General features: G+C 72.1%; 16 protein-coding genes. 8 read left to right on the forward strand and 8 right to left on the reverse strand.

Annotated elements, in window-relative coordinates; all coding sequences use genetic code 11:
* Nucleotides 1-389: 389 nt before the first annotated feature.
* The 5 genes from D7X32_RS32045 to D7X32_RS32065 all read left to right on the forward strand — a co-directional run bounded on the left by D7X32_RS32045 (nucleotide 390) and on the right by D7X32_RS32065 (nucleotide 9918).
* Nucleotides 390-842 (forward strand): GNAT family N-acetyltransferase, encoded by a 453-nt coding sequence (locus D7X32_RS32045; RefSeq protein ID WP_120606373.1) that lies wholly within the window; start codon nucleotides 390-392, stop codon nucleotides 840-842.
* Between the two features lie 218 nt (nucleotides 843-1060).
* Nucleotides 1061-2035: a ChaN family lipoprotein gene (locus D7X32_RS32050; protein WP_120606374.1), complete on the forward strand. Its 975-nt coding sequence runs from the start codon at nucleotides 1061-1063 to the stop codon at nucleotides 2033-2035.
* Between the two features lie 384 nt (nucleotides 2036-2419).
* Nucleotides 2420-3598: a hypothetical protein gene (locus tag D7X32_RS32055; protein ID WP_120606375.1), complete on the forward strand. Its 1179-nt coding sequence runs from the start codon at nucleotides 2420-2422 to the stop codon at nucleotides 3596-3598.
* Between the two features lie 198 nt (nucleotides 3599-3796).
* Nucleotides 3797-8782: a hypothetical protein gene (locus tag D7X32_RS32060; protein ID WP_244239299.1), complete on the forward strand. Its 4986-nt coding sequence runs from the start codon at nucleotides 3797-3799 to the stop codon at nucleotides 8780-8782.
* Nucleotides 8783-8835: 53 nt separating this feature from the next.
* Entirely contained in the window at nucleotides 8836-9918 is a 1083-nt protein-coding gene (locus tag D7X32_RS32065) for an ADYC domain-containing protein (RefSeq protein WP_120606377.1), read from the forward strand.
* Nucleotide 9919: 1 nt separating this feature from the next.
* Here the strand turns inward: D7X32_RS32065 and D7X32_RS32070 are convergent, their stop codons facing one another.
* On the reverse strand, nucleotides 9920-10858 hold the full coding sequence (locus D7X32_RS32070) for a sigma-70 family RNA polymerase sigma factor (protein ID WP_244239300.1): 939 nt from the start codon (nucleotides 10856-10858) through the stop codon (nucleotides 9920-9922).
* 122 nt (nucleotides 10859-10980) lie between these two features.
* On the opposite strand from D7X32_RS32070, the gene D7X32_RS32075 reads away from it, so the two are divergent.
* The gene (locus tag D7X32_RS32075; protein ID WP_120606378.1) at nucleotides 10981-14907 is read left to right on the forward strand and encodes a bifunctional serine/threonine-protein kinase/formylglycine-generating enzyme family protein; all 3927 of its coding nucleotides are present in this window, start codon (nucleotides 10981-10983) and stop codon (nucleotides 14905-14907) included.
* A 7-nt stretch (nucleotides 14908-14914) separates the two neighbouring features.
* On the opposite strand, the gene D7X32_RS32080 is transcribed toward D7X32_RS32075, so the two are convergent.
* Together D7X32_RS32080 and D7X32_RS32085 are read right to left on the reverse strand one after the other, a co-directional pair.
* A complete protein-coding gene (locus tag D7X32_RS32080) occupies nucleotides 14915-15433 on the reverse strand; it encodes a GNAT family N-acetyltransferase (RefSeq protein ID WP_120606379.1) in 519 nt (172 codons plus the stop codon).
* Between the two features lie 10 nt (nucleotides 15434-15443).
* Nucleotides 15444-16484, reverse strand: coding sequence for a hypothetical protein (locus D7X32_RS32085; RefSeq protein ID WP_120606380.1), 1041 nt, complete (start codon nucleotides 16482-16484; stop codon nucleotides 15444-15446).
* Between the two features lie 166 nt (nucleotides 16485-16650).
* Between D7X32_RS32085 and D7X32_RS32090 the strand changes: the two genes are divergently transcribed.
* The gene (locus D7X32_RS32090; RefSeq protein ID WP_120606381.1) at nucleotides 16651-16947 is read left to right on the forward strand and encodes a hypothetical protein; all 297 of its coding nucleotides are present in this window, start codon (nucleotides 16651-16653) and stop codon (nucleotides 16945-16947) included.
* Between the two features lie 6 nt (nucleotides 16948-16953).
* Here the strand turns inward: D7X32_RS32090 and D7X32_RS32095 are convergent, their stop codons facing one another.
* Both D7X32_RS32095 and D7X32_RS32100 read right to left on the reverse strand, forming a co-directional pair.
* Nucleotides 16954-17517, reverse strand: coding sequence for an alpha/beta fold hydrolase (locus D7X32_RS32095; protein WP_208752604.1), 564 nt, complete (start codon nucleotides 17515-17517; stop codon nucleotides 16954-16956).
* Entirely contained in the window at nucleotides 17514-18434 is a 921-nt protein-coding gene (locus D7X32_RS32100) for an RluA family pseudouridine synthase (RefSeq protein WP_120606382.1), read from the reverse strand. Before D7X32_RS32100 ends, D7X32_RS32095 begins: the two co-directional genes overlap by 4 nt.
* Before the next feature lie 98 nt (nucleotides 18435-18532).
* Here D7X32_RS32100 and D7X32_RS32105 point away from each other — a divergent pair, with 98 nt between their 5' ends.
* Entirely contained in the window at nucleotides 18533-19771 is a 1239-nt protein-coding gene (locus D7X32_RS32105) for an MFS transporter (protein ID WP_120606383.1), read from the forward strand.
* A 4-nt stretch (nucleotides 19772-19775) separates the two neighbouring features.
* On the opposite strand, the gene D7X32_RS32110 is transcribed toward D7X32_RS32105, so the two are convergent.
* From D7X32_RS32110 to D7X32_RS32120, 3 genes are read right to left on the reverse strand one after another with little or no spacing between them, the layout of a single operon-like run.
* Nucleotides 19776-20852, reverse strand: coding sequence for a M20/M25/M40 family metallo-hydrolase (locus tag D7X32_RS32110; protein ID WP_120606384.1), 1077 nt, complete (start codon nucleotides 20850-20852; stop codon nucleotides 19776-19778).
* On the reverse strand, nucleotides 20839-21708 hold the full coding sequence (locus D7X32_RS32115; protein WP_120606385.1) for a [LysW]-aminoadipate kinase: 870 nt from the start codon (nucleotides 21706-21708) through the stop codon (nucleotides 20839-20841). The genes D7X32_RS32110 and D7X32_RS32115 overlap by 14 nt, the downstream gene beginning before the upstream one ends.
* The gene (locus tag D7X32_RS32120) at nucleotides 21705-22481 is read right to left on the reverse strand and encodes an SDR family NAD(P)-dependent oxidoreductase (RefSeq protein WP_120606386.1); all 777 of its coding nucleotides are present in this window, start codon (nucleotides 22479-22481) and stop codon (nucleotides 21705-21707) included. The genes D7X32_RS32115 and D7X32_RS32120 overlap by 4 nt, the downstream gene beginning before the upstream one ends.
* Between the last annotated feature and the right edge of the window lie 203 nt (nucleotides 22482-22684).

Consider the following 22684-nt stretch of genomic DNA (forward strand, 5'->3'; position numbering starts at 1 on the left):
TTGGCACCCAGAGCGAGGACGGCAGCCGCTTCGTCGAGCGCATCCTCACGGCCGTGATGAGCCTCAGGAAGCAGGAGCGCAACGTGCTCGACGCTCTCACTGCGTCCCTTGAAGCCCATCTCCACGGCACTCCCGCACCATCGCTGCTGCCCGGGACCTGATTCACGCTCGCGGTCGCCAGACCCCGTGAACGCTTACCCGCGCACGACGCCACGGCATGGAAAAACAAGACGTGCGATGCCTGAACCCTCATCTCGGATCGGACTTGTCGCGCCCCACGCGAGACCGGTCCCAATCCCGCGCTTCGTCATGCCCGAACAAGATAGAACCCTTCCTCCACTCGCCTCCCGACCGCCCTCGCGGCGCAGGATTGACGGAGCCTTTTCAGAATGATCCTCCGCGACGTGACAGATGAGGACCTCCCCATCTTCTTCGAACACCAGCGCGACCCAGAAGCGCTGCGCATGGCCGCATTCCCATCGCGGGAGCGCGATGCGTTCATGACCCACTGGCGCACAAACGTTCTCCGCCCTGAAAACGTCAACCGCACCATCGTCATGGGCGGCGTGGTCGTTGGGAACATCGGCAGTTGGGAACAGGACGCCATGCACCTCGTCGGCTACTGGATAGGTCGCGAGCATTGGGGCAAAGGCATCGCCACTCGGGCCCTCTCTGAGTTTCTCGTGCTCAAGCCCACCCGGCCGCTTCATGCGTGGGCCGCGCTCCACAACCTGGCGTCGATCCGCGTCCTCGAGAAGTGTGGCTTCCGCCTCGTCGTCAACGAGAACCCGCATCCCCCGGGTGGAGTCGCCGAAGTCCTCATGCGGCTGGGTTCGACGTAGCGAGCCAGGCAGGTCACCTCCACTCTGCGGAAGGCCGTCTCGGTCAGGTCCAGGTCTTCCGCCGCCTCCGAGACGGCCTTGCCCTCCACCAGGATCCGCTTCACCGCCCCGGCTTCGAACTCCGGGCTGAAGCTACTTCGCGGCCGCCTCTGCTGATTCTTGCGGGCCCTGTCGTTTTCCAGCGGGCAATCCCGGTGCGGGACGGGTGAGATGACGGGATGACGCGACTCCCTTTCGTCCTCGTCCTCGCGCTGTCCCTGGGCTGTGCCAGCAAGCAGCAGGTGTCCTCCCCTCCTCCCGCGCGGGCGTGGGCCACGACGCTGTACCGGGACCACCCGCTGGTGGGGCGCATCTGGGACGTGGCCGCGGGCCGCTTCGTGGACGAGAGCGCCCTGCGCGCGGCGGTGGTGCCCGCGCGCTTCGTGCTCCTGGGCGAACGGCATGACCACCCGGATCACCACCGGCTCCAGGCGGAGCTGGTGCGCGCGAGGACACACGGAGGCCTGCGTCCCGCGCTCGCCTTCGAGATGCTGGACATCACGCAGCAGCCCGCCGTGGACGCGGCGCTGAAGGCCCATCCGGACGATGTGGAGGGCCTGGCGAAGGCGGTGGACTGGGCGAACAGCGGCTGGCCCGCCTTCAGCCTCTACGAACCCGTGTTCAGCGCGGGGCTCCAGGCACACCTGCCCATCGTCGCCGCCAACCTGCCCCGCGCGCAGGTCCGCGAGCTGGTGATGAAGGGGCCGGAGGCGCTTCCCCCGGGTCTGGCCTCGCGCCTGGGCCTGGAGGCGCCCGTCCCCGAAGCGGAGGCGAAGGCAGTGCGCGAGGAGCTGGACCGCTCGCACTGCGGACAGCTGCCCCAGGAGATGCTGGAGCCCATGGCGCTGGCCCAGCGGGCTCGCGACGCGATGATGGCGGACCGGCTGCTGGAGACCGTGCCCGCGGACGGAGCGGTGCTCATCACCGGCAACGGACATGTCCGCAAGGACCGGGGCGTCCCCGCGCACCTGGAGCGCCGCGCGAAGGACGTCACGGTCTTGAGCGTGGCACTGCTGGAGGTGTCGCCGGAGGCGCTGAATCCCCAGGACTACGCGGAGGCCTCCGCCCTGCCCTACGACTACGTCTGGTTCACGCCCGCGATGCCGGAGGACGACCCGTGCAAGGCGTTGCGGGAGCGCAACAAGAAGCCGTAGCCGCATGGGTGTCAGACCCCGGTGGTACGTGAAATGGCGGCACCGGGTGGTGCGCGGTGCCACAGCCTCCTCCGATTCGTTTCATTCACGTGCCCATCGAGATTGGAGACGTCCCATTCTTTCTGAGCATCCTCGAAGGCCCGCCAACGAAAACCCATTGGCGGGCCTTGTCGCGTCCCTGGCATTCCGAGACTCATGTCTTGAGATTCTCCCAGCCTGATTCCATCCCAGACACAATGGAATCCACGACAACAACAGTTGCGCCGCGATGTCGAATCGGATTGTCAATCCAAGACAACCTCACGTAATCAATACGCCATCCGGGTTCTTCCGGAGGGGCTGTCTCCCCCCTGACAGCCTCAATCACAATCCAAGAGAATGACAATGACGACTCGAAGCCTCGGGTTTCGTTCGTGGCGTTGGAACGCGGTGCTGTGCATGGCGCTGACGGGCTGTGCCGTGGAGCCGCAGCCGGAGGAGTCCTCCGCGCAGGAGCAGCAGCAGGCCCTCCAGCAGCAGGCGCAATCGCTCACCCCACCGGCCGGGTGTACCGAAATCACCATGAACGCCCTGGCGAACGGCGTGCAGCTGACGCCCGTGATGTACGGCGGCCAGCCGACCTATCAGGGCACCTTCAATGGACTGGGCGACCCGGCGCTGAAGGACACGGCGTTCGTCCGGCTGGACGTGAACACGGCGCCCGGCGTGCATGACCTGGCGGCGGGCGGCGCCAACCTCTTCACCTGCGAGCAGTGCGTCTACGGCTATCAGGACGCGGGCACGACGGGCCAGAAGCTGTTCGTGGCGGACTCCGGTTCGCTGGTGCTGGCGCTCAAGGTGTCGCCGCAGCAGACGGTGGGCGTGCTCTACAACGTGACGCTGCGCGAGTCGGTGAACGCGGCGCCGCTCAGCGCGCCCTACAAGGGCAGCGCGGTCGTCCCTGGCGGGGCGTGCAAGTGGATCCGCTACGGGACGTGGAGCACCGTGCGGCCTTCGGGCTGCGACCCGCGCCAGGGTTCGTGGACGGCGAACGTGCCGGGTCACACCTGCGTGGCGGACAACTACCTGGCGGATGACGGCACGCTGGAGAAGTCGCAGGGCCCGGGGACGCAGGGCGCGGCGTGCACCTCCACGCCCGCGGCGGAGGCCCATCACCCGGCGACGACGGACTGCGCGGAGGGCTTCGCGTGCACGGACCTGTTCACGGATGACCGGCAGTGCCTGAAGACGTGCGACCCGATGGCGGTGGTCCCCGGCTGCCCCACGGGCACGGTCTGCGGCGTCTACGGCCTGTGCATCGAGCAGTCCGTCCTGGAGCCCATCGGCTTCGCGTTCGACCCGGCCCTGATTGGTGAGACGTGCACCCTGAGCTACGCCGAGTTCTGCGGCACGGAAGGCGCGCGCGGCGCCTGCGTGAGCCTGGGCGGAGTGACCCGGTGCCAGCCCTACAAGCGCGCCCGGTCGGAGTGCGGCCCGGGCGAGGAGCTGGGCTTCATCAACTACCCGCTGGCCGGTGGCGGCTACGACCGCACCACCGGCTGGTGCTACCACGACGGTCTGTAGGACCTGTTTTGCCAGGGAGCCCGGCCATGGAAGGTCATGGCCGGGCGGCTCCGGGGCCATCCCTGGTGACAATGTCACCAGGGACGGAGCGCGGTGTGAGGGCGGCCCGGTATGCTGGTGCGCATGCTCTGCCCTGCCTGTACGGAACCGCGTGCGTCTGGATCCGGGCCCCTGTGCCCGGAGTGCGGTGCCGCCCTCGTGCCCGCCTCCGGGCGGCACCTGGATGACTTCGTGCTGGCGTTGATGCGGCGGCGCATCGACCGTTGGCGCTTCGATGGGTTGCTGGATGCCGCCACGGCGGACCGGCTGGAGACCTCGCTCCTGGCCCCCCCCGAAGAGGCCGTGGTGGTTCCAGCCGTGCCCGAGCTTCCGGCCGTCGCGGTCCCGGAGGCGCCTCCGCTCGACTCCGCGGCGCGGGTGGAGGCCTGGGCGGATGACGTGGCCGGCTCGCTTCGTCGCGCGGGCGGGTGGCGTCCGGGGTGGCTTGCGTCGCTCGCGCACTCGCTGGACGAGACGGCCCGGGCGGAGCGGGAGCAGGCGGCACGGCGGCGGGTGGTGGCCAACGACGACGGGGAGTCCTCCGGCGAGGAGGACCTGGGGTCGGCGCTGGGGTCGGGGCAGGCGCTGTTCGCGCGGGGGCACCTGGACTCGATGGGCGGCAGTGGCCTGGAGGCGGTCATCGCGCTGGACGAGGGCGACAACCCTCCGCGCCTTCATGAGTACATCTGGTGGTTCCTCGGCGCGGTGCTGGTGCTGGGCGGCTCGCTCATGGGGGTCCGCGAGGCGTGGCGGGCGCTCGGTGGCGTGCCCCGGCAGTTGATCGTCACGGGCGCGCTCCTGGGCTACCACGCGGCATTCATCGGCCTGGGCACGTTCCTGGCGAAGCGCTCACGGTCTGCGGGGCGCGTGCTCGCGGGCATCGGGCTTGCCTTGCTGCCGGTGGTGTTCATCGCGCTGTCGGCCCTGGTGGCGCTGGCGCCCGTTGTCGGCGTTCCCACGGCATTCGGCGTCGCCGCCGTCGCGCTCCTTCCGCTGCGGGCCGCGGGGCGGCTGTGGCACGGGACCTCCGCCACGTCGCTCGCGGTGGCGCTGTTCCCTTCCCTCCTGGCGGGGCTGCCGCTGATGGGCTGGGACGACGCGCCGTGGCTGCGCGTGCTGTGCGCGTTCGCGGGCGTGGTGGCGCTGGGGGCTTCGGTGTGGCGGGCCCGGACGGCGGAGGCCGGCAGGGCCTCGTTCGTCGGGGTGGGCGCGGCGATGTACGGCGCGCTCTGGCTGGCGGTCTTCAGCGTGGCGAGCGGTCCCTCCGGCTTCGATGCGCTGGAACCTGGGGGGCCCCTGTTCGCGGGCCTCGTGCTGTGGGCGGTGGCGCTCGGCGCGGTGGTGGCCGTGGCCTCGTCCACGGAGGCTGTCCGGGCGGCGTATCCTCGCGCGGCTCCGGTGGCCGAGACGCTGGCGCACGCGGTGGTCGCCAGCGGCGCGCTCGCGGGGGCGCTCGGCGCCTTCTCGCGCTTCCCGGGCGAGGACACCTGGGTGGACACCGCCTCCGTCTGCGCGCCCGTGCTGGCCGCGCTCGTGTTCTTCCTGTTGGAGTTCCGCCGGCGGGCCTTGGTGCATCCGGCCGTCATGGCCTCGCTGCTCGCGGGGGCGCTGGTGGCGCGCGTACAGGCGCCTGACGCTCCGGCGTGGTGGTGCTTCGGCGTCGCGGCGGTGGCGGCCGGGCTGTTGCTCCTGGCGCGCGTGACGAGTTCGGGAGGGCTGCGCAACCGGATCCTCGCCTGGGGTGTCGTCGCGTGCCTGGCGACGATGCCGGCCTTCTCGGTGCTGGCGTGGACCCAGGGGACGGACGCGCCCTGGCCCCAGGCGTGCACGGGCGCGGTCATCGCGTTCGCGGCCCACCTCGCGGGACGGTGGAGGTGGCGGGGTCTCCACTATCTGGGTGGTGTCGCGCTGCTCTTCGGGGCGCTCTCGGCCGTGGATGGAACTCCGTGGCTCGCGTCCAGCGCGGCGAGGCTGGGGGTCTTCTCGCTCGCGGCGGTGCTCTACGGCCTCGGCGGGCTCGCGCAGGCCGCGTGGGCGGAGCGCAAGGGGCTGCATGGCGCCTTCCAGCCCCTGGAGGACGTGTCGCTGGGCATCGCCGCGCTCGGGGTGGTGCGGGCGCTGGGGGTCGCGCCCGCGTTGCCAGACGCGCTCGCATGGGTCGCGGGGTCCCAGGCGGCGGTGCTCGCCTGCGTGCCCACGGCGCTGGTGACGGCGGTGCTGCTGCTCCGCGTCCGGCGCGACGGCAGCCGGCTCGTGAGCTTCCTCGCGGCCACGGGGCTCGCGCTCACGGTGTCCCAAGCCCTGGGCACGGTCTCCGACTTCGGCTCGGCGCGGGCCGCCCTCGTGGCCTCCGCCCTGGGGTTCGGCTTCGCGATCTTCGCGTTGCTTCGCGGCCGTGACGCTGGCGCTGGCAAGGTGCCGGCGGCGAAGGGCCGGCGGCTGCTGGACGTCCTCCCCCTGCCGCTCGGCGCACGGGGATGGCCGCTGTTCACGGATGGCTTCGCGTTCGCGGCGCTCGTGCAGGCCGGCTTCACGGTCGCCACGCTCCTCAACTGGGTCGCCCTGCCGACCAGCGCCGAGCGGCCAGAGGCCCTGCTCGCGGGAGTCCTGATCACGGCGGGCGCGCTCCTGGCGTTCGTGTCGCGCGGCTTCGTGGCGTTCCAGCTGCGGGGCTCGGTGGTGACGCTCGCCCTGGGCGGCGGGTTCATCGCGCTCACGGGAGTCGTCAATCGCGCGGGCCGGCCGCTTCCGCCCGACGTGTCCGCCTGGCGGCTGCCGCTCATCGGCATCGCGCTGTGGGCGCTGGCGCTTGTCTTGCGGCGCGTGGGTCCGTGGGTGGGCCAGCGCCTGGAGAGGCCTCGGCACGGGCCGCTGTACCACCAGGTGCCCCACGTGGGCGTGGCCGTGCTGGCCCTGTTGCTCCTGCGCTCCGCCGTCGCCGTGGGCCTGCCGGATCCGTCTCGCGCGCTGGGCCTGGTGCCTCCGCTCCTGGTGCTGGGGCCGGCGCTGTTGACGGTCCTGCTCGCGGCCTCGTTCCGCTCGCGGTTCCTGGCGCACGTAGGGCTGCTGCTGGGGCTTCCCGGCGCCGCGCTCTGGGCGGCGCAGCAGTCGCTGGTTGGAAGCGCCCTGGTGGCCCTGCTGCCTCCAGACGGGCAATGGATCCGCGCCACGGCGGCGCAGCTCTTCAACCCGGCGCTGGGCTGGCTCAACCCGGTGGCCTGGATGCCTCCGGGCGCAACCTCCTTCCTTCTGTGGCAGCGAGCGTTCGCGGGCGTCGCCGCGGCCGGGCTCGTCTACGCCGGGCTGTCGGTCGTGGTGGCACGGGTGGATGCGGGCCGCGCGTTCTTCCGGCGGCTGTTGTCCCTGCGGACGGATGAGGGTCCGGGCCCGTTCCTCGAGGCCCTGCACAGGGAAGCCCTCACGGCCGTGGCGCTCGTGGCGGCGGCGGCCTTCTTCCAGCCCGGTGTGACCGCGGCGGAGCTCGTCCTCGCCACCGGCGCCGTGCTGTTCGTGGGCGGTGCGCGCGGGCCGGGACGCGGCGTCCTGGGCGTGGGCCTGCTGCTGTTCGTCCATGCCCAGGCCCACCTGGCGCCGAGCTTCGAGGCGTGGCCGGGGCCCACGCTGGCGCTGCTGGGGCTCGCGGTGGTGGTCGTCGCGCCGTGGCTGGCGAAGCGCCGGGGCCACGACGAGGGCCGCACGCGGCTGCGCGCTCAACTGTCCGTGCTGCCCTACTTCGCGGCGGCGATGCTGTATGCGCTGGCCGTGACGGGTGACACGTCGCCGACGGTGGCCGTTCCCGTCCTCGCGTGGCGGATGCTTCAGGGCTTGGGCGGAACGTGGATGGTCTCCGCCGCGTTCCCCCTGACGCTCGGGCTCCTCGCGGCGACAATGCTCATCGCGGCGTTCCAGTGGCGCGGGGCACTCGCCGGGTTCATCGCGGGGCTCGGGACGATGGTGGCGGGAGGCGCCGTCGTCGCCACGGGGATGGTGTTCCTCGCGCGAAGCCTGGGACCGTCGGCGCCGGCGTACCTGGACCTCTTCACCCGGTCCGGTGCCGCGCTGGCGCTGGCCGCCGCGGGGAGCGCGCTGGTCCTTCACGTCGCCCGCCGCACGACCGCGCGCCGCCGGAGCGACGTCGCGGGAGGCATGGGCTGGGGCCGCGACCTGTGGCTCCTTGGGAGCGCGGCGCTGCTCGCGGCCGTCGCCGTGGGAGGCCGCGCTTCGGAGGACGTCCTGCCCGTGGCCCTCGCTGCCATCGGGCTGGCCGTGGGCGTGTCCCTGCACGCCGCGTGGCGCGAGCACACGGGCCGCCATGTGTACTTCGTGCAGATGGCGGTGGTGGGCGTCTACGCGCTGGTGCGCGGGCTGTACGCGCAGGGCCTCCGCCCCGAACATGACGCCCTCTTCGCGCTGTCGCTGGGCTTCGTCCTGGTGGGGGTGACGGTGCTGGCGCGCAGGGCGGGCGTGCGCCCCGTGGAGCAGGCGACGCGGCGGTTCGCGGCGCTCCTGCCCATCGCGGTGGCGATCATCCTTCCCAGCGATGCGACGGGCGATGCCGCCCTGTTCGCGGGAGGCTCGGGCCTCTTGTACGCGGCGCTGGGCGCGGTGGAGCGCAGCCGGATGTTCGGCGCGTTCGCGGCGGCCGCCTGCAACCTGGCGCTGCTGCTCGCCGCGCTCGCGTTCGGCCTGGAGGGGCTGGAGGTGTACCTGGCGCCGCTGGGGCTGCTGCTCCTGATGATGGGGCAGCTCTTCACGTCGAGCCTGCCGCACGCGGCGCGCAACGCGGTGCGCATCCTGGGCGGACTGCTGTTGTACGTGCCCGCGGCGGCGAAGCTGGCGGCCCGGATGGGCGAATCCGAGGACGGGACGTATGCGATTGTCTTTGGCGCCGTCTGTCTTCTGGGGGTGGCGGTGGGAATGGCCCTGCGGATCCGCGCCTACCTGGCGCTGGGGACGCTGTTCCTCCTGCTGGACGTGGTGTCCAACCTGCTGAACGCGGGGCTGCGGGACCACCGCATCGGCTTCCTGGTGATGACCCTCACCGGGCTCACCATCGTCACGGGGCGCGTGATGGCGACCCTCAAGCGCCAGGAGTGGGACCTGCTGCTGCGGCGCGTGCGGGTCCAGCTGCGGGGCTGGGATTGAGCGGACGGACGGATTCCGTGCATCGATTTCCGGTCCGGGGGCTCATCGGAAATGTGAACGCGACCTTCAAAACCCTGCCGGTGTGCCTGTTCCTGCTCCTGAGCGCGCGAGTGCAGGCCGCACCGCCCGCGGCCCCGAAGCCCGCGCCCACCCGCTCCGTGAGCGCCCCGTCCGACGCCGAGCGCTACGCGCGCCGGTGCCAGTCCCAGACGGCCCAGCGCATCGCCAGGCCCCAGGGCACGATGCTGTGGGGCACCAAGCGGGGCTGGGACCCGGAGAAGCCGACGGAGGAGCGCACCAGCGTGCTCGTCTCCGTGGCGCTGGACGCCCCGCGGCAGGCGGAGGCCGGGGTGACGGCCCTGCGCTTCGAGGATGGCCGCCTGTGGGCGGTCCCCGCACCGGAGAAGGGTGCGACGGCCAGCGACGTGGTGGGCACCGTGCTCCAGGGTACGTCCAGCGACGGCAAGCCGGTGGAGGTGGCCATCTGCGGCGCGGAGCCCGCGGCGGATGATCCGGGCCGGGTCTTCTACCGCATCGAGGCCTGGAACGCGGTGGCGCGCGAATGGGAGAACCCCTGCGTCGCGCTGGACCGTTCCCCCGCGCCCCGGGCGCTCGCGGTGGGCGGGGTGTGGGACGCGAGCGGCGCCCACGCGGACGCGGCGGACCGGTTCACCTTCGCGTGTGAGAACGGCGCCATCTCCAAGTGCATCCTCTGGGGTTACGCGCCCTGGGCCTCCCGCGACGGAAAGTCGCTGGCCGGCCTCCACCAGGCGTGCACCCGGCTGGCCCGCGCGGACTACTGCGGCAACGGCCGGAGCCACACGCGCCAGGACACCACCATCGACATCTATGACCGGCTGGGCGTGCTGGAGCGCGCGACCGAGGTGACCCGCGAGTGGGACCCGGCGAAGGGGTCCTTCGAGGCCGCCTGGGCCCCCGACGGCGCCACCTGTCTGTCCCGCACGAGGGACGGGCGCGCGCTGGACCTCATCCTCCAGGAGTGCCCCGGCCGGTTCCAGGCGGACACGGGTGACGCACGCGACGAGGGAGGCACCTGCACGGTGCGCCGCGGCGACGTGAAGCCCGGGGCCGCGCTGCTGCGCAACCTGTCCTACGGCCCCGCGAAGGCACCGTAGCTCAGCCTTCGGAAGGCGGTTCGCGCTTCTCGTCGAGGAGCTGGCTGAGGGTCAGGTCCAGCTGGCTGTCGACGAAGGCGATGAAGCTCTGGAAGTCCTCCGTGGAGAGGCCCAGCTGTTCCTGCAGGCGCTTCCGGGTCTCCGCGTAGACCTGCTGCTGCACCCGCTTCAGCCAGCGGGAGATGGTGGACTGGTTGACGCGGAAGAGCGGCGCCATCTCATACGTGGAGAGCCGGTCCGCGAAGTGGAGGCGGAGCAGATGACGGTCCTCGGCCGACAACGTGGCGGCGGCCTCACGCACGGCCTGACGGAAGGCCGCGTGGTGGCGGCGCTTCATCACGTCCAGCTCCGGATCCAGGCCCTGCGCGGGCAGCGCCTGGAACAGCTCCTCCGCGTCGTCTCCCGTCGAAGGCTTCTCCTGGCCCCGCAGCTTGTTGGTGATGCGGCTGGCGATGACGACCACCCAGCTCAGCAGGCCACCGCGCCCCGTGTAGTCCGCGATGGCGGGCGCGTGGCCGGCGTTGGCCACCAGGAGCTTCACGCCCACCCGCTGGCGGACCTCGTCGATCATCGCGTCGGGTTGGCGGAGGCTGCGCAGCCGCTCCGGCAGCCGGGCCAGGTAGTTGCGTTCGAAGGCCTCGTGCGCGGCGGAGTTGCCCTGAAGGCAGGCGCAGGCGAGGTACAGCTCCGCCAGGGACAGGCCGGAGACGAGCGGCGCGATGGGAGTGGTGGGGGTCGCCTGGGGGAGCCGTTCAGCGACGTGGGTCACGAAGCGCGCGGCGGGCAGCGAGACGGCCGGCCAGCGGGCCTGTGCGTCCTCCCAGGCGCGCGACAGCAGGGCGTCGAGTGCCGCGAGGTCCTCCGGAGAGGGGGACACGAAACGCGTCTTCGTGTGCGCGAGGAAGGTCGCGGCCAGTGCGGGCACCTGGGACATGCGCATGGCCATACCATGACGCGCCCCGGCCCGCCCTCACGCGCGTCGTCCGCCCGGTGCGGGGCGCCCTGTCCGCGTGTGTCATTGAACGCCGCGCGCCGCGTGGCTAGCGTGAAGGCACGGACTCCGTGAGCGCGCCCCCTTCCAGCTGCCTGACCGACGAGATCCTGGTCGAGCTCCTCGAGGACCAGCTGACGGACGAGGCGCTGGCGCAGGTGCACCGCCATGCCGCCGGCTGCGGCGAATGCCGGAGCCTGCTCGCCACGCTCACCCCCGGCATCCAGCGTTCGTCCGTGGATGACTTGGAGTCCTCCGGAGACCGGGACACGGACAGCCTCCCGCCGGAGCCGGAGCCCTGGACACCGCCGCCGTCGTTCGACGCGTTCCGCCTGGAGCGCCCGCTGGGCCGGGGCGGGATGGGCATCGTCTACCTGGCGCACGACACGTCGCTGGACCGGCGCGTGGCGGTGAAGTTCATGGCGGCGGCGCAGCCGGATGAACGCTTCCGCGACCTGTTCACGACGGAGGCCCGGGCGCTCGCGCGGCTGCAGCACGCGAACATCGTCAGCGTGTTCAGCGTGGGCGCGGTGGACGGCCATCCGTACATCGTCTCCGAGTACGTCGTCGGGGAGACGCTCGCGGAGCTGCCCCTGCCGGTGCCGTGGCGCCGGGTGCTGTCACTGGGCGTGGGCCTGGCGCGGGGGCTGTCGGCGGCGCACCGCCAGGGCGTCCTCCACCGCGACCTCAAGCCCTCCAACGCGCTCGTCACGCGCGAGGGCGAGGTGAAGCTGCTCGACTTCGGCCTCGCCGAGCGCTTCGAGGTGGGCGCGGAGCTGGCGTCCGGCACGCCGTTGCTCGTGGGCACCCTGCCCTATCTGGCGCCGGAGGTGCTCGCCGGAGGACCGGCGTCCGCCCGCAGTGACCTGTACGCGCTGGGGCTCATCCTCCATGAGCTGTGCACGGGACAGGTGCCCCGCCGCGCCTCGCGCAAACCCGAGGACACGCCAACGCGCGCCGCGCTGGGCCCGGAGGTGGACCCCGACTTCGCCGCGATGATCCTGCGCTGTCTCGCGGGGGATCCGCTGGAACGCTTCGGTTCGGCGGAGGCGCTGAGCGAAGCGCTGGAGCAGTTGGAGCGCTCCATCGCGCCCGCGCCGCTGGCCGCCGGCAATCCCTATCGCGGACTGGCGCCGTTCGCGGCGGAGCACCGGGCGCTCTTCTTCGGACGCGAGGGAGACATCCGCGCCGTGCTGGAGCGTCTGCGCACGCGGCCGCTGGTCCTCGTCGCGGGCGACTCCGGAACAGGCAAGTCCTCGCTGTGCCGCGCGGGGGTGCTGCCCCGGGTGGCGGCCGGAGACCTGGGCGACGGACGGGAGCCGCACGTCATCACGCTGTGGCCCGGCCACCGCCCGCTCGAAGCGCTGGCCGCCGCGCTCGCGCCGGTGCTGGGACGCAGGGAGGCCGAGCTCGTCACCGCCCTCACGGACACGCCGGCCTGGCTGGGACAGGCGCTGCGCGAGACGCATGGGCGCGGACGCGGGCTGCTGCTCTTCATTGATCAGCTGGAGGAGCTGCTCACCCTCTCCGACCCCGGACAGGCGGCGCACTTCGCCCGCCTCCTGGGAGAGCTGGCCCTGCCGTCGGCGGGAGTGCACGTGCTGCTGGCGGTGCGCGGCGACTTCCTCACCCGCCTCTGCGCGCTGCCGGGCCTGGGAGAAGAGGCGGAGCGGGCGCTCTACATCCTCCGGCCGCTGTCACCTGAAGGAGTCCGCGAGGCCATCGTCGGCCCGGCCCGCGCGCGGGGCGTGGCCTTCGAATCACCGGAACTGGTGCAGACGCTGGTCGCTTCCACGGCGCACGGCGTGGGCAGCCTCCCGCTGCTCCAGTTCGCGCTCGCCGAGTTGTGGGAGCGCCGCGACTCCGCCAGGGGCCGCATCACGGGTTCCGCGCTGGAGGCGATGGGCGGCGTGGCGGGAGCGCTGTCCCGGCATGCCGACGGCGTGCTCGCGCGCATGAGCCCGGCGGAGCACGCGGCGGCGCGGCGACTGTTGCTCCAACTGGTGACGGCGGAAGGCACGCGCATCGAGCGTGGCGCGGAGGACCTCGCCGACGCCTCGGATGCCACCTCCCGCGCGGCGCTGGGCATGCTCGTCGAAGGCCGGCTGTTGCACACGCGCACCGTGAATGGCCTGCCGCGCTGGGAGATCGCCCACGAGTCGCTCATCCGGAGCTGGGGCACGCTGCGCGACTGGCTGGACGACGACATCGGGCACCGCGTGCTGCGCAAGCGCGTGGAGGCGGCGAGCACGGAGTGGGACCGCCTGCACCGAGCCAACGAAGCCCTCTGGGGTCAGCGTCAGCTGGACGAGGTGCGGCTGCTGGACCCCACCACCCTGGCCTCCCGGGAGCAGTCCTTCCTGCAGGCGTCCCACCGGGCCGTGCGACGCGCGCGCTGGGGACGGGGGCTCACCGCGCTCGTGCTCGCGCTCGCCGTCCTCGCGTCCTACGGAGGCCTGCGGCTCCAGGCGTACCTGGAGGACTCGCGCTTCATCGCCGCGGAGCTGGGCACCGCGAGGGAAGCGCTGGGCTCCGGCCGTACCCTCGTCGCGAAGGCGCTCGCGAGCCGCGAGGAGTCGCTGGCGATGTTCGACGGCCGGCCGCCCTCGTCGTTGGGCCCGGAGACCGCGACGGATGCCACGGGCCTCCGCAGCGCCGCGGAGAAGCGGTGGACGGAGACGCTCGCCCTGCGCGACCAGGCGGAAGCCGCCTTCACCCGCGCCAGCCGGAGCCTGGAGCGCGGCCTGGACCGCGATCGCCACCATCCCGACACGCGCCGGCTCATCGCCGAGGTCCTGTCCGAGCGGGTGCTCCTCGCGGAGGCGTTCCACCAGAGCCACGAGCGCGACGCCTGGCTGCAACGCCTGGAGCAGGAGGTGGACTCCGCGAAGGAGGGCGCAGCGTCCCTGCGGCGGTTCCATGAGCCAGCGGAGCTGACGGTGGAAAGCACGCCACCGGGGGCTCGCGTGTCCATCGCGCGCGTCATCCGGAGCGAGGGGCCGTTCCGCCGCGAAGCCGTTGCCGGCGCCGGGACCTCGCGCTTCGTCCTGTCGGAGGGCTCGTACATGCTCCACTTCACGCAGCCAGGACGGGTGCCCGTGGACGTTCCGGTATTCCTCACGCACGGCGCCCGGGAAGCGTTGCGCCTCGCGCTCCCCACGCAGGTGCCCGAAGGGTACGTCTACATCCCGCCGGGGTGCTTCCTCCTGGGCAGCGCCGAACCGGAGGTGGTGCGCCGCTTCACCTTCAGCCCGCCCATGCATCGCTACTGCCTCACCGGCGGCTACCTGGTGGGCCGCGACGAGGTGACGTTCGGAGACTGGCTGACCTATCTGGAGGACCTGCCACCGGATGCACCCGCGAGGCGGATCCTCGAACAGCCGCACTTCGGCGACGGGGGCACCATCACGCTGCGGTGGAAACAGGGCACGGGCTGGATCTTCACCTTCCATCGCACGCGCGAGGAGTTCCGCACCGCGAAGGAAGGCGAACCCCTGCTCTACGCGGAGCGCACCCGGCACGCGAGCGTCGACTGGAAACAGCTCCCACTGTCCGGTGTCTCCGCGCAGGACCTGGAGGGCTACTTCTACTGGCTGCACCGGACGAAGCGGCTGCCGGGAGCGCGCCTGTGCGGCCAGCACGAATGGGAATACGCGGCCCGGGGCGCGGACGGCCGCCGCTATCCGCATGGCGACCAGCTCCAGCCCGACGACGCCAACATCGACGCGACGTATGACCGGCGGCCCCTGGCCTTCGGACCAGACGCGGTGGGAACGCATCCCGCGTCGGTGAGCCCGTTCGGCCTGCGGGACATGGCGGGCAATGCCTATGAGCTCACGCGCTCCGTGACGCCGGAGTTCGGCAGCGTCGTGCTCCGGGGAGGCTCCTGGTATTACGACTCCTTCGTCGCGGCCAGCGCCGACCTCTCCCCCGGTGACGCGACCGCGCGGGACGTCCGCAGCGGCGTGCGCGTCTGTGCTTCGTTCGACCCGCGCTGAGCGCGCTTCAGCCAATCACATACACGCGGTTCGGGATGCCGTCCTCGGTGACATGGCGATCCAGGCGCATCCCGAGCCGCTCCGCCACGCGGAGGGACGCGGTGTTCTCCGGGTGGATGATGGCCACCAGGGGAACGTGTGGCAGGTGCCGCGCCGCCAGCGCCAGGGCGGCACGGGACACCTCCGTCGCGTACCCGGAACCCCACGTCTGGGGTGTGAACCGGTAGGCGAGGTTGAGCACGCGCTGGCCATCCAGCTCCTTGTGGCGCACACCGCCCAGGCCCACGACGACGCCGGGCGCTTCCAGCCGCTCCACCAGCCAGTAGCCCACGCCGTCGCGCGCCCAGTCCTCCAGCCAGAGGCCCAGGGTCTTCCGCGCGTCGTCCAGCGTCTGCATGAAGCCGCGGCGGCTGAAGCGGTTCGTCGCCGGATCCGAGTGGAGTGCGAAGACCGCGTCCAGGTCGCTCTCACGGATGGCGCGGAGCAGCAGCCGGTCGGTGGTCGTGCGTTCGAAGTCCTGGATCATGCCGGGCAGTCTACGTGAGCCAGTTCCAATCCAGGGCGTCCAGGAGCGGGAGCGATCCCCTGCGTCGCCGCGCGGAGACCTCCTCGCGCCACGCGTCCCGTCCCCCTGGGAGCGGCCAGGCGCGCGAGACGGTTCCTCGCGGGTCGGGGGTGAAGTTGAGGAGCAGCATGCGGTTGACGCGGTCGACGACCTCCGGCGTGGCCCCGGCGCGCAGCTGGAACTCCGCGCTGAACAGGGCGCCCTCCTCGCGGACGGCGTTCTCGGGGCGGGGCCGGTCGATGAACGGCCACAAGCCCAGGAGCGGTGGCTCCACGCCCTCGAGCAGCGCCGCGTGCAGCCGGTCATGGCCATCCAGCACCAGCCACTTCGCCAGGATGTCCACGTAGAGCAGCACCACGGGTGGCAACGTCCCGTCCCTCGCGCGCTTGCGCCAGCTCTTCACGCGCCCATCTTCAGGCGAGGAGAGCGCACGCAGCGCGAGCACGGCGCCTGGCCGTTGTGCGGGCAGCGTCTCCCACCAGTCCTCCTTCCACGCGAACAGGAACTGCGTCAGGGCGGCCAGCGAGTGCGGCGGCTGGGGAGGCTGACCGAAGCCCCACTCCATGGGGGAGACGGGATGCCGCTCCGCCTTCTCCGCGGGGATGGCGCGCACGGGGCGCAGACACCAGTGCCCGGCGTGGAGCACCGGCAGCGGGGCCTCCACGAGCGCACGTGCCAGCCGCCATCCCCAGGCGTCCCACCAGACCTCGGAACCGGAGGGCGCCTCCACGGCGCGGACCTCGGGTGCGGACAGCTGAGGCAGGACCCAGGGGGCATGGGCCGTTCCCCGGAGGAAGACGGCGCGGTCCCAGTAGGAATCGATGCGGGTCCAGAGCAGCGTCTGCCCCGCGCCGCGCAAGCGGATCCGGTAGTCCGGAGCGGCCTCCAGGTGCAGGGCGGGCCGCGGCGCCCAGCGGCCCGCGGCGGGCACGTGCAGCAGCAGTCCGGGACCCGGGGTCTCCAGCCCCCAGCTCCGGGTGTCATCCGCCACGATGGAGACACCCGGATTCATGCGTCGCGCTCCTCCTCAGGCCCCGCCAGCAGGGTTGCTGGAGCGTACCCCGTGGGACGCCCGTGCCGCCGACCGTCCGCCAGGCATGCAGCCGTGCATGAACGCTCGCCTCCCCCTGCCGTATCGCCAGGCCGGCCCCCACCTTGAGGCAGGAGGTGACATCACCATGGCGGACCGGATGACCGAGAAGCAGCACGACCTCGAGCGGCAACAGGCGTTGGATCGACTGCGCGAGGAGGAGAAGAAGGACCTGGAGGTGGAGGCTCATCGCGGCGCGCGTCCCCTGGAAGGCTTCGCGGGAGGCCACACCACGTGGACCGGCGACCAGGACGATGAGGCCGCGGCCCGCGTGCACGCCGGTGACGCCGAGGCCTCCTGGGAGGCCAGTGAGCGGCAGGCCCGGTTGGAGCCCGCCGAGCCCCAGTCCGAGGACGAAGACGACTCCGGACTGCGCCGCGAGTAGCGGTCCTCAGCGAGAGCCCACACCCCACAGCTGGCGCGCTTCTTTCGCGATGAGGCCGGGATACTCCTCGGGGAAGAAGAGCCGGGCGTCCGGCACCCGCCGCACGCCCCGGGAGTTGCCCAGCGTGCGGTCCAGGTAGTCGGCGCTGGAGGGCGAGAAGATCGTATCGCCCATGCCCCAGACGATGCGGGCCGGCACGCGACAGCGCTTGAGCGCGGGCTCGATGCCCGCGAGCGAGTTCTCCCGCGCCGAGCGGACCAGCGGCGCGAAGTAGTATTCAATGGCCTCGTCGGTGGGCTGGGAGGGATGGGTGTATGTCATTCCCCCAATGCCTGTCTCAGACCGGGCCAGCGCCTTGTCCACGAGCCACGGCGCGAGCCAGTTGTCCACGTAGGCACCGGCGCGGGCCAGCTCGATGACGGGCAGGACGGCGGGAGGTGGGCATTCACTCTCCACATCACAGTTGGTCAGGAGCAGGGTCCGGACGCGCTCCGGGTGCTGGGCGACGAAGAGTTGCGCCACGGCGCCCCCGCTGTCGTTCGCGACCAGGTCGAAGCCTATCACTCTCACCCGCGCAGCACCGCCAGCCCACGCAGGAAGTCCTCCGGCAGCGGTGACTCCACCTGGACGACCTGGCCCGTCGCGGAGGACGGCGACTCCAGGCGCCACGCGTGCAGGGCCTGACGACCCACCGCGAGCGCCGCCGGGTGCTTGCGCGCCTCCTCCGTGCCGTAGAGCGAATCCCCCAGCACCGGGAAGCCCGCTTCGGACAACTGCACACGGATCTGGTGCGTGCGCCCCGTGTCCAGGTCGATGTCCAGGAGCGCCCCCTCGCGGAACCGCTCGCGCACCGTGAACGTCAGCGCCGCCCGCCTGGCGGAGGGCACACGGGTGGTGAAGCGGCGCGGGTCCTTCGGGTCCCTCGCGTACGGCCCTTCCAGCCTCCCGGTGTCCGGCGGACGGCCCAGCACCAGCGTCTGGTAGCGCTTGTCCACGCGCTTCTCCTGGAACGCCTTCAGGAGCGCCGCCACCGCGTCATCCGTCCTGGCCAATGCCAGACATCCGCTCGTCTCGCGGTCCAACCGGTGCACCACGCCCGGCTGCGCCACGCCCTCCACGTCGAACGGTGGGCACCGCGCCGCGAGCAGCCCCACCACCGACGCCGCCCGCCCCTCCGGCTCCACCACCAGCCCCGGCGGCTTGGCCACGATGACGAGCGCCGCGTCGTCGTACAGCACCGGCAGCTCCGGCCCTTCCACGGAAGCATGCGGCGACGGCCGGGGCTCCGGCGTCTCCAGCGTGAGCTCCTCGCCGCCCCACAACTTGCGCGTGGCCTGCGCCTTCTTGCCCCGGATGCGCACCCTTCCCGCGTCCAGCAGCGCGCGCGCCCGCTCCGGCGTGAGGCCCGGGACGTGCTTCGTCAGGAAGCGGTCGAGCCGCTCGCCAGCAATCTCCCGGGGAACCACGAGAACCTTGTGCCGCGTCATGCCTTTCCCCGTCTCCCAAGGCAGGCAGGGAGTCAACCACCGTGTAGGCGTGCACCCACCGAGCATGCGTCAGGGGTGCGCAGTAGAAAGGGGCCCCCGTGGCCACCTCCCTGTTCTCCCGTTCGGGCTCCGCCCGGGCCCTGTCCCACCGCGACTTCACCCTGCTCTGGCTGGGCACGCTCGTGTCGAACATCGGCACGTGGATGGAGTCCGTCGCCCTGGGAGTCTACGTCACGGAGGTGACGGGCCAGGCGGCCTGGACGGGCGGCGTCGCCGCGCTGACGCACCTGCCCTCGCTGGTGCTCGCGCCCCTGGGTGGCGCGCTCGCGGACCGCTTCGACCGGCGCACCTTCATGGCCGTGTGCGTGTGCGTGCAGGCGCTGCTGGCCGCGTTGCTCACGGTGCTGGCCGGCACCGGGCACCTGTCGGTGCCGTGGGTGGCGGCCATCTCGCTGCTCAACGGCGCCTTCAGCACGCTGGTCATCCCCTGCGCCACGGCGCTCACCGTGGCCGTCGTGCCCCCGGAGGACCTGCACAACGCGCTCAGCCTGGACTCGGCGCAGTTCAACCTGGGCCGCATCATCGGCCCGGTGCTGGCCGCGCTCGTGCTGACGAAGGTGGGCATCGCCGGGGCGCTCTTCGTCAACACCCTGTCCTTCCTCGCCGTGCTGCTCGCGCTCGCGGCGATGCGCGGCGCGGCGGCGAACGCCCTGCCCTCGAAGGTGGAGGCGCTGTGGGCCGGCATCATGCGGGGCGTGCGCCTTGCGTGGACGGACCCGGGCATCGCGCTCGCGCTGGGCTCCGGGGCGCTGGTGGGCCTGCTCATCTCTCCCTTCGTGGGCCTGGTGCCGGTGTTCGCGCTGAAGGTGCTGGGCGGAAATGCGACGACCACGTCCATGCTGCTCACCGCTCAGGGGACGGGCGCGGTCATCGCGGCGTTCGGCTCGGGCGCCCTCGTCGCGAGGATGGGACGGCAGACCTTCCTGGAGGCCGCGCTGCTGCTCGTGGGGCTGTGCTCCGCCGCCTACTGGCTGTCCCCCACGCTGCCGGTGGCCCTGGTGACGCTGTTCATCCTGGGCGCCGTGTACCTCGTCGCCTTCACCGGCCTGAAGACGGTGTGTCAGGCGCGCACGCCGCCGGAGCTGCAGGCGCGAGTGAGCAGCCTGTTCCTGCTGCTGGTGAACGCGGGCTACATCCTGGGCGTCTGGGGACAGGGCGCGCTGTCGGACCGCGTGGGCGTGCGGCCCATCACCGCCGGCTGCGCCCTGCTCTTCTTCGGCATCGTGGTGGGGATGCGGACCCTGCGCTCGCGGGGTCTGGCCGCGCTGGGCACCTGAAGCGTCAGCTCCCCGCGGGCGCCTTCACCGGCAGCAGCGCCAGCACGCGCGCGAGCACCGCGACACCCTCCTCGTACTCCGGAAGGTCGATGTGCTCGTTCGGCGTGTGGTCCAACGCCGCATCGCCTGGGCCGTACGCCACCGTGGGCACGCTCCACGCGGAGGCCACGGTGTTCCAGTCGGACGTGCCCGTCTTCAGGCGCAGCGTGGGCTTCACGCCGCGCTCGCGGATGGCCTGCTTGAAGACGCGGGAGAGCGCGTCGTTGCCGTTCGTGGAAACAGCGTCCTTCTTCGCCACGGTGCGCACCGTCACGGTGGGCGCGGTGGCCAGGGCCGCGAGCAGGGCATCAATGTCCGTGGACGGGCCGGTGCGGATGCTCACCGCGGCCGTGGCCCACTCCTCCGTCTCCGTGGCGCCGGTGTGGAAGGCGTTGAGGGAGGGCAGGTTCTGCTCGAAGAGGGACGGACGCTCGCGGTTCCAGTCGTCACACAGGCGCTTGAGCGCGTTCCACGCGTCGATGACGTGTTCAGCGGCGGCGCGGTAGTCGCGGCTCGCGGTGTGACGGCGGCTGGCGCGGTGCTCCAGGTCCAGGCGCAGGAGTCCCTTGTAACCAATGGTCACCGCGTGCGCGCCACTGGGCTCGCCGTTGATGACGAAGTCCGGTGCGTACTGCTCGCGCACGTGCAGGGCACCGCGCGTGATGGCGACCTCCTCCTCCACGCAACCCAGCAGCAGGAACTGCTTGCCGGCGCGCTCCGCGTCGTCCAGCAACTCCACGGCTTCGATGAACGCGCACAACGGCCCCTTGGCGTCCACCGCGCCGCGGCCGTAGAGCTTCTGGCCCTCCAGCCGCACGGGCACTTCGCCGGGCACGGTGTCGATGTGGCCCAGGAACGCGATGACGGTGTCCCCGTCTCCGTAACGGGCGACGGCGTTGCCCACGGCGTCGGTGTGCGCCCGCCAGCCGCGCGCGCCCAACCGCTCCACCAGCGCTCCGGCGAAGGAGGCCTCCTGGTGGCTGGGGCTGTACTGCTCCACCATCCACCGCAACAAGTCGACGCCCGGCTCACGCGCCCGCATCCGCCCCGCCTTTTTCGCGAAGGGTGAACTTCGTACCGCCCGCCTCCTCCAGCGCGGAGAACACCGGCCGCGCCACGCGCGACGCGCTCACGTACGCGGCAGGGACTCCGCCCTGCAGCGCCCGGCGCACGGCCTCCAGCTTGTAGCGCATGCGGCCACCCGCGAGCGGCATGCAGCCCTCGACGTCGTCGCTCGAACGCACCAGCGTCGAGGGGTCTTTCGGATCCGCGAGCAGCCCCGGCACGTTGGAGAGGATGATCAGGGCCTTCGCGCCCAGCGCCGCCGCGATGGACGAAGCCACGTGGTCCGCGTCCACGTTCACGAGCACGCCGTCCTCCGTCACCGCCGGAGGGCACACGACCGGCACGTAGCCGCCATCCAGGAGCATCCCCAGGAGCGCCGAGTTCACCGACGAGACCTCTCCGGCCAGGTGCTCGCGGTCGATGCGCATCCGTCCGTCCGCATCCTGCAACTTGAGCGGCGGGCGCCTGCGCGCGGTGAGCACGCGGCCGTCCGCGCCGCACAGCCCCAGCGCGGGGATGCCCTTCGCGAGCAGCGCCAGCACCACCGCCTTGTTCACCTCACCCACCCACGCCATGGTGAGCGCGCGAAGCGTGGACGCATAGGTGAGACGCACGACGTTGCCGTTCGCGGTGGTCGCCTCCGGGCGCTCCAGGCCCAGCGAGCCCAGGAGCCGATCACCGGCCTCCGAGCCGCCGTTGACGACGACGACGCGCTCGCCCTGGCGGACGAGCTCCACCACGTCCGCGCAGACGTTCTCCAGGTCCACGCCCGCCGCGCCGCCAATCTTCACGACGACGGGACGGCCAGCCGGAGTGGCGGGACTCGCGCTCATCCGATGACGCTCGCGCCACCGTCCACGAGTTGCACGGTGCCGGTGATGAAGGACGCGCGTTCACTGGCGAGGAACACCGCCGCGGCGGCGAACTCCTCCGGGAGGCCCACGCGCTTGAGCGGGATGTGCGCGCCCATGGCGCGAAGCCCGGCCTCGACGTCACCCGCGCCACCGGCGGTGCGCTCCACGGGCGGCGTGCGCATGTAGCCCGGCGCCAGCACGTTGACGGTGATGCCGCTGTCGCCCAGCTCCTGCACCAGCGCGGCGGAGAAGCCGACGATGCCCATGCGCGCGAAGCCAGACAGCGCGAAGCGGGCCACCGGCCGGTGGACCGTCTCCGAGGTGATGAACAGCACGCGTCCCCACCCGGCCGCCTTGAGGTGGGGCAGCGCCGCGAGCGCCAGGGAGATGGGCGGCAGGAGCACCGCGTCCGCCGCGCTCCGGTACGCGTCCACGCCGAAGGTGGAGGCCGGGCCCGGAGGCGGGCCACCACTGTTGGTGACGACGACGTGCAGCGCGCCCAGCTTCGCGACCACGTCGTCCACCCAGCGGCGCACCTCCGCGTCGTCCTTCACGTCCACGCGCGTCGCCAGCACGCGGCCACCGCGCGCCACGGACTTGAGCCGCGCTTCGGCCTGGGCCAGCCGGTCCGTGTCCCGAGCACCGATGGCGACATGCGCGCCTTCCTTCGCCAGTTCCTCAGCGACGGCGAGTCCCAGCCCGCTGGAGCCTCCAGCGATGAGCGCGACCTTGTTGGCGAGTCCCAGTTCCATCCGCGTCCCTCCAGAAGTCGGCGCACGGCGGCGCCCGAGCGAGCACACCGCACGCCACCGAACCGCGCATTCGCGGGTCGCGGTCCAGTCCGGACCCGCCTGACATCCGCTCCGCTGACCGCACCACGCCCGCCGAAACCCATCCGGCGTACGTCATTCCCGTCCAGACCAGTCCCCTCGTCCCCTGCCGCCCCGCGTCACCC

This window comes from Corallococcus carmarthensis (assembly GCF_003611695.1).
Classification (GTDB): Bacteria; Myxococcota; Myxococcia; order Myxococcales; family Myxococcaceae; genus Corallococcus; species Corallococcus carmarthensis.

Bases quoted from the DNA above. Each gene is read 5' to 3' on its own strand.
- D7X32_RS32045 (WP_120606373.1), top strand. From the start codon at position 390: ATGATCCTCCGCGACGTGACAGATGAGGACCTCCCCATCTTCTTCGAA.
- D7X32_RS32050 (WP_120606374.1), top strand. From the start codon at position 1,061: ATGACGCGACTCCCTTTCGTCCTCGTCCTCGCGCTGTCCCTGGGCTGT.
- D7X32_RS32055 (WP_120606375.1), top strand. From the start codon at position 2,420: ATGACGACTCGAAGCCTCGGGTTTCGTTCGTGGCGTTGGAACGCGGTG.
- D7X32_RS32070 (WP_244239300.1), bottom strand. From the start codon at position 10,858: ATGCGCATGTCCCAGGTGCCCGCACTGGCCGCGACCTTCCTCGCGCAC.
- D7X32_RS32080 (WP_120606379.1), bottom strand. From the start codon at position 15,433: ATGATCCAGGACTTCGAACGCACGACCACCGACCGGCTGCTGCTCCGC.
- D7X32_RS32085 (WP_120606380.1), bottom strand. From the start codon at position 16,484: ATGAATCCGGGTGTCTCCATCGTGGCGGATGACACCCGGAGCTGGGGG.
- D7X32_RS32090 (WP_120606381.1), top strand. From the start codon at position 16,651: ATGGCGGACCGGATGACCGAGAAGCAGCACGACCTCGAGCGGCAACAG.
- D7X32_RS32100 (WP_120606382.1), bottom strand. From the start codon at position 18,434: ATGACGCGGCACAAGGTTCTCGTGGTTCCCCGGGAGATTGCTGGCGAG.
- D7X32_RS32110 (WP_120606384.1), bottom strand. From the start codon at position 20,852: ATGCGGGCGCGTGAGCCGGGCGTCGACTTGTTGCGGTGGATGGTGGAG.
- D7X32_RS32115 (WP_120606385.1), bottom strand. From the start codon at position 21,708: ATGAGCGCGAGTCCCGCCACTCCGGCTGGCCGTCCCGTCGTCGTGAAG.
- D7X32_RS32120 (WP_120606386.1), bottom strand. From the start codon at position 22,481: ATGGAACTGGGACTCGCCAACAAGGTCGCGCTCATCGCTGGAGGCTCC.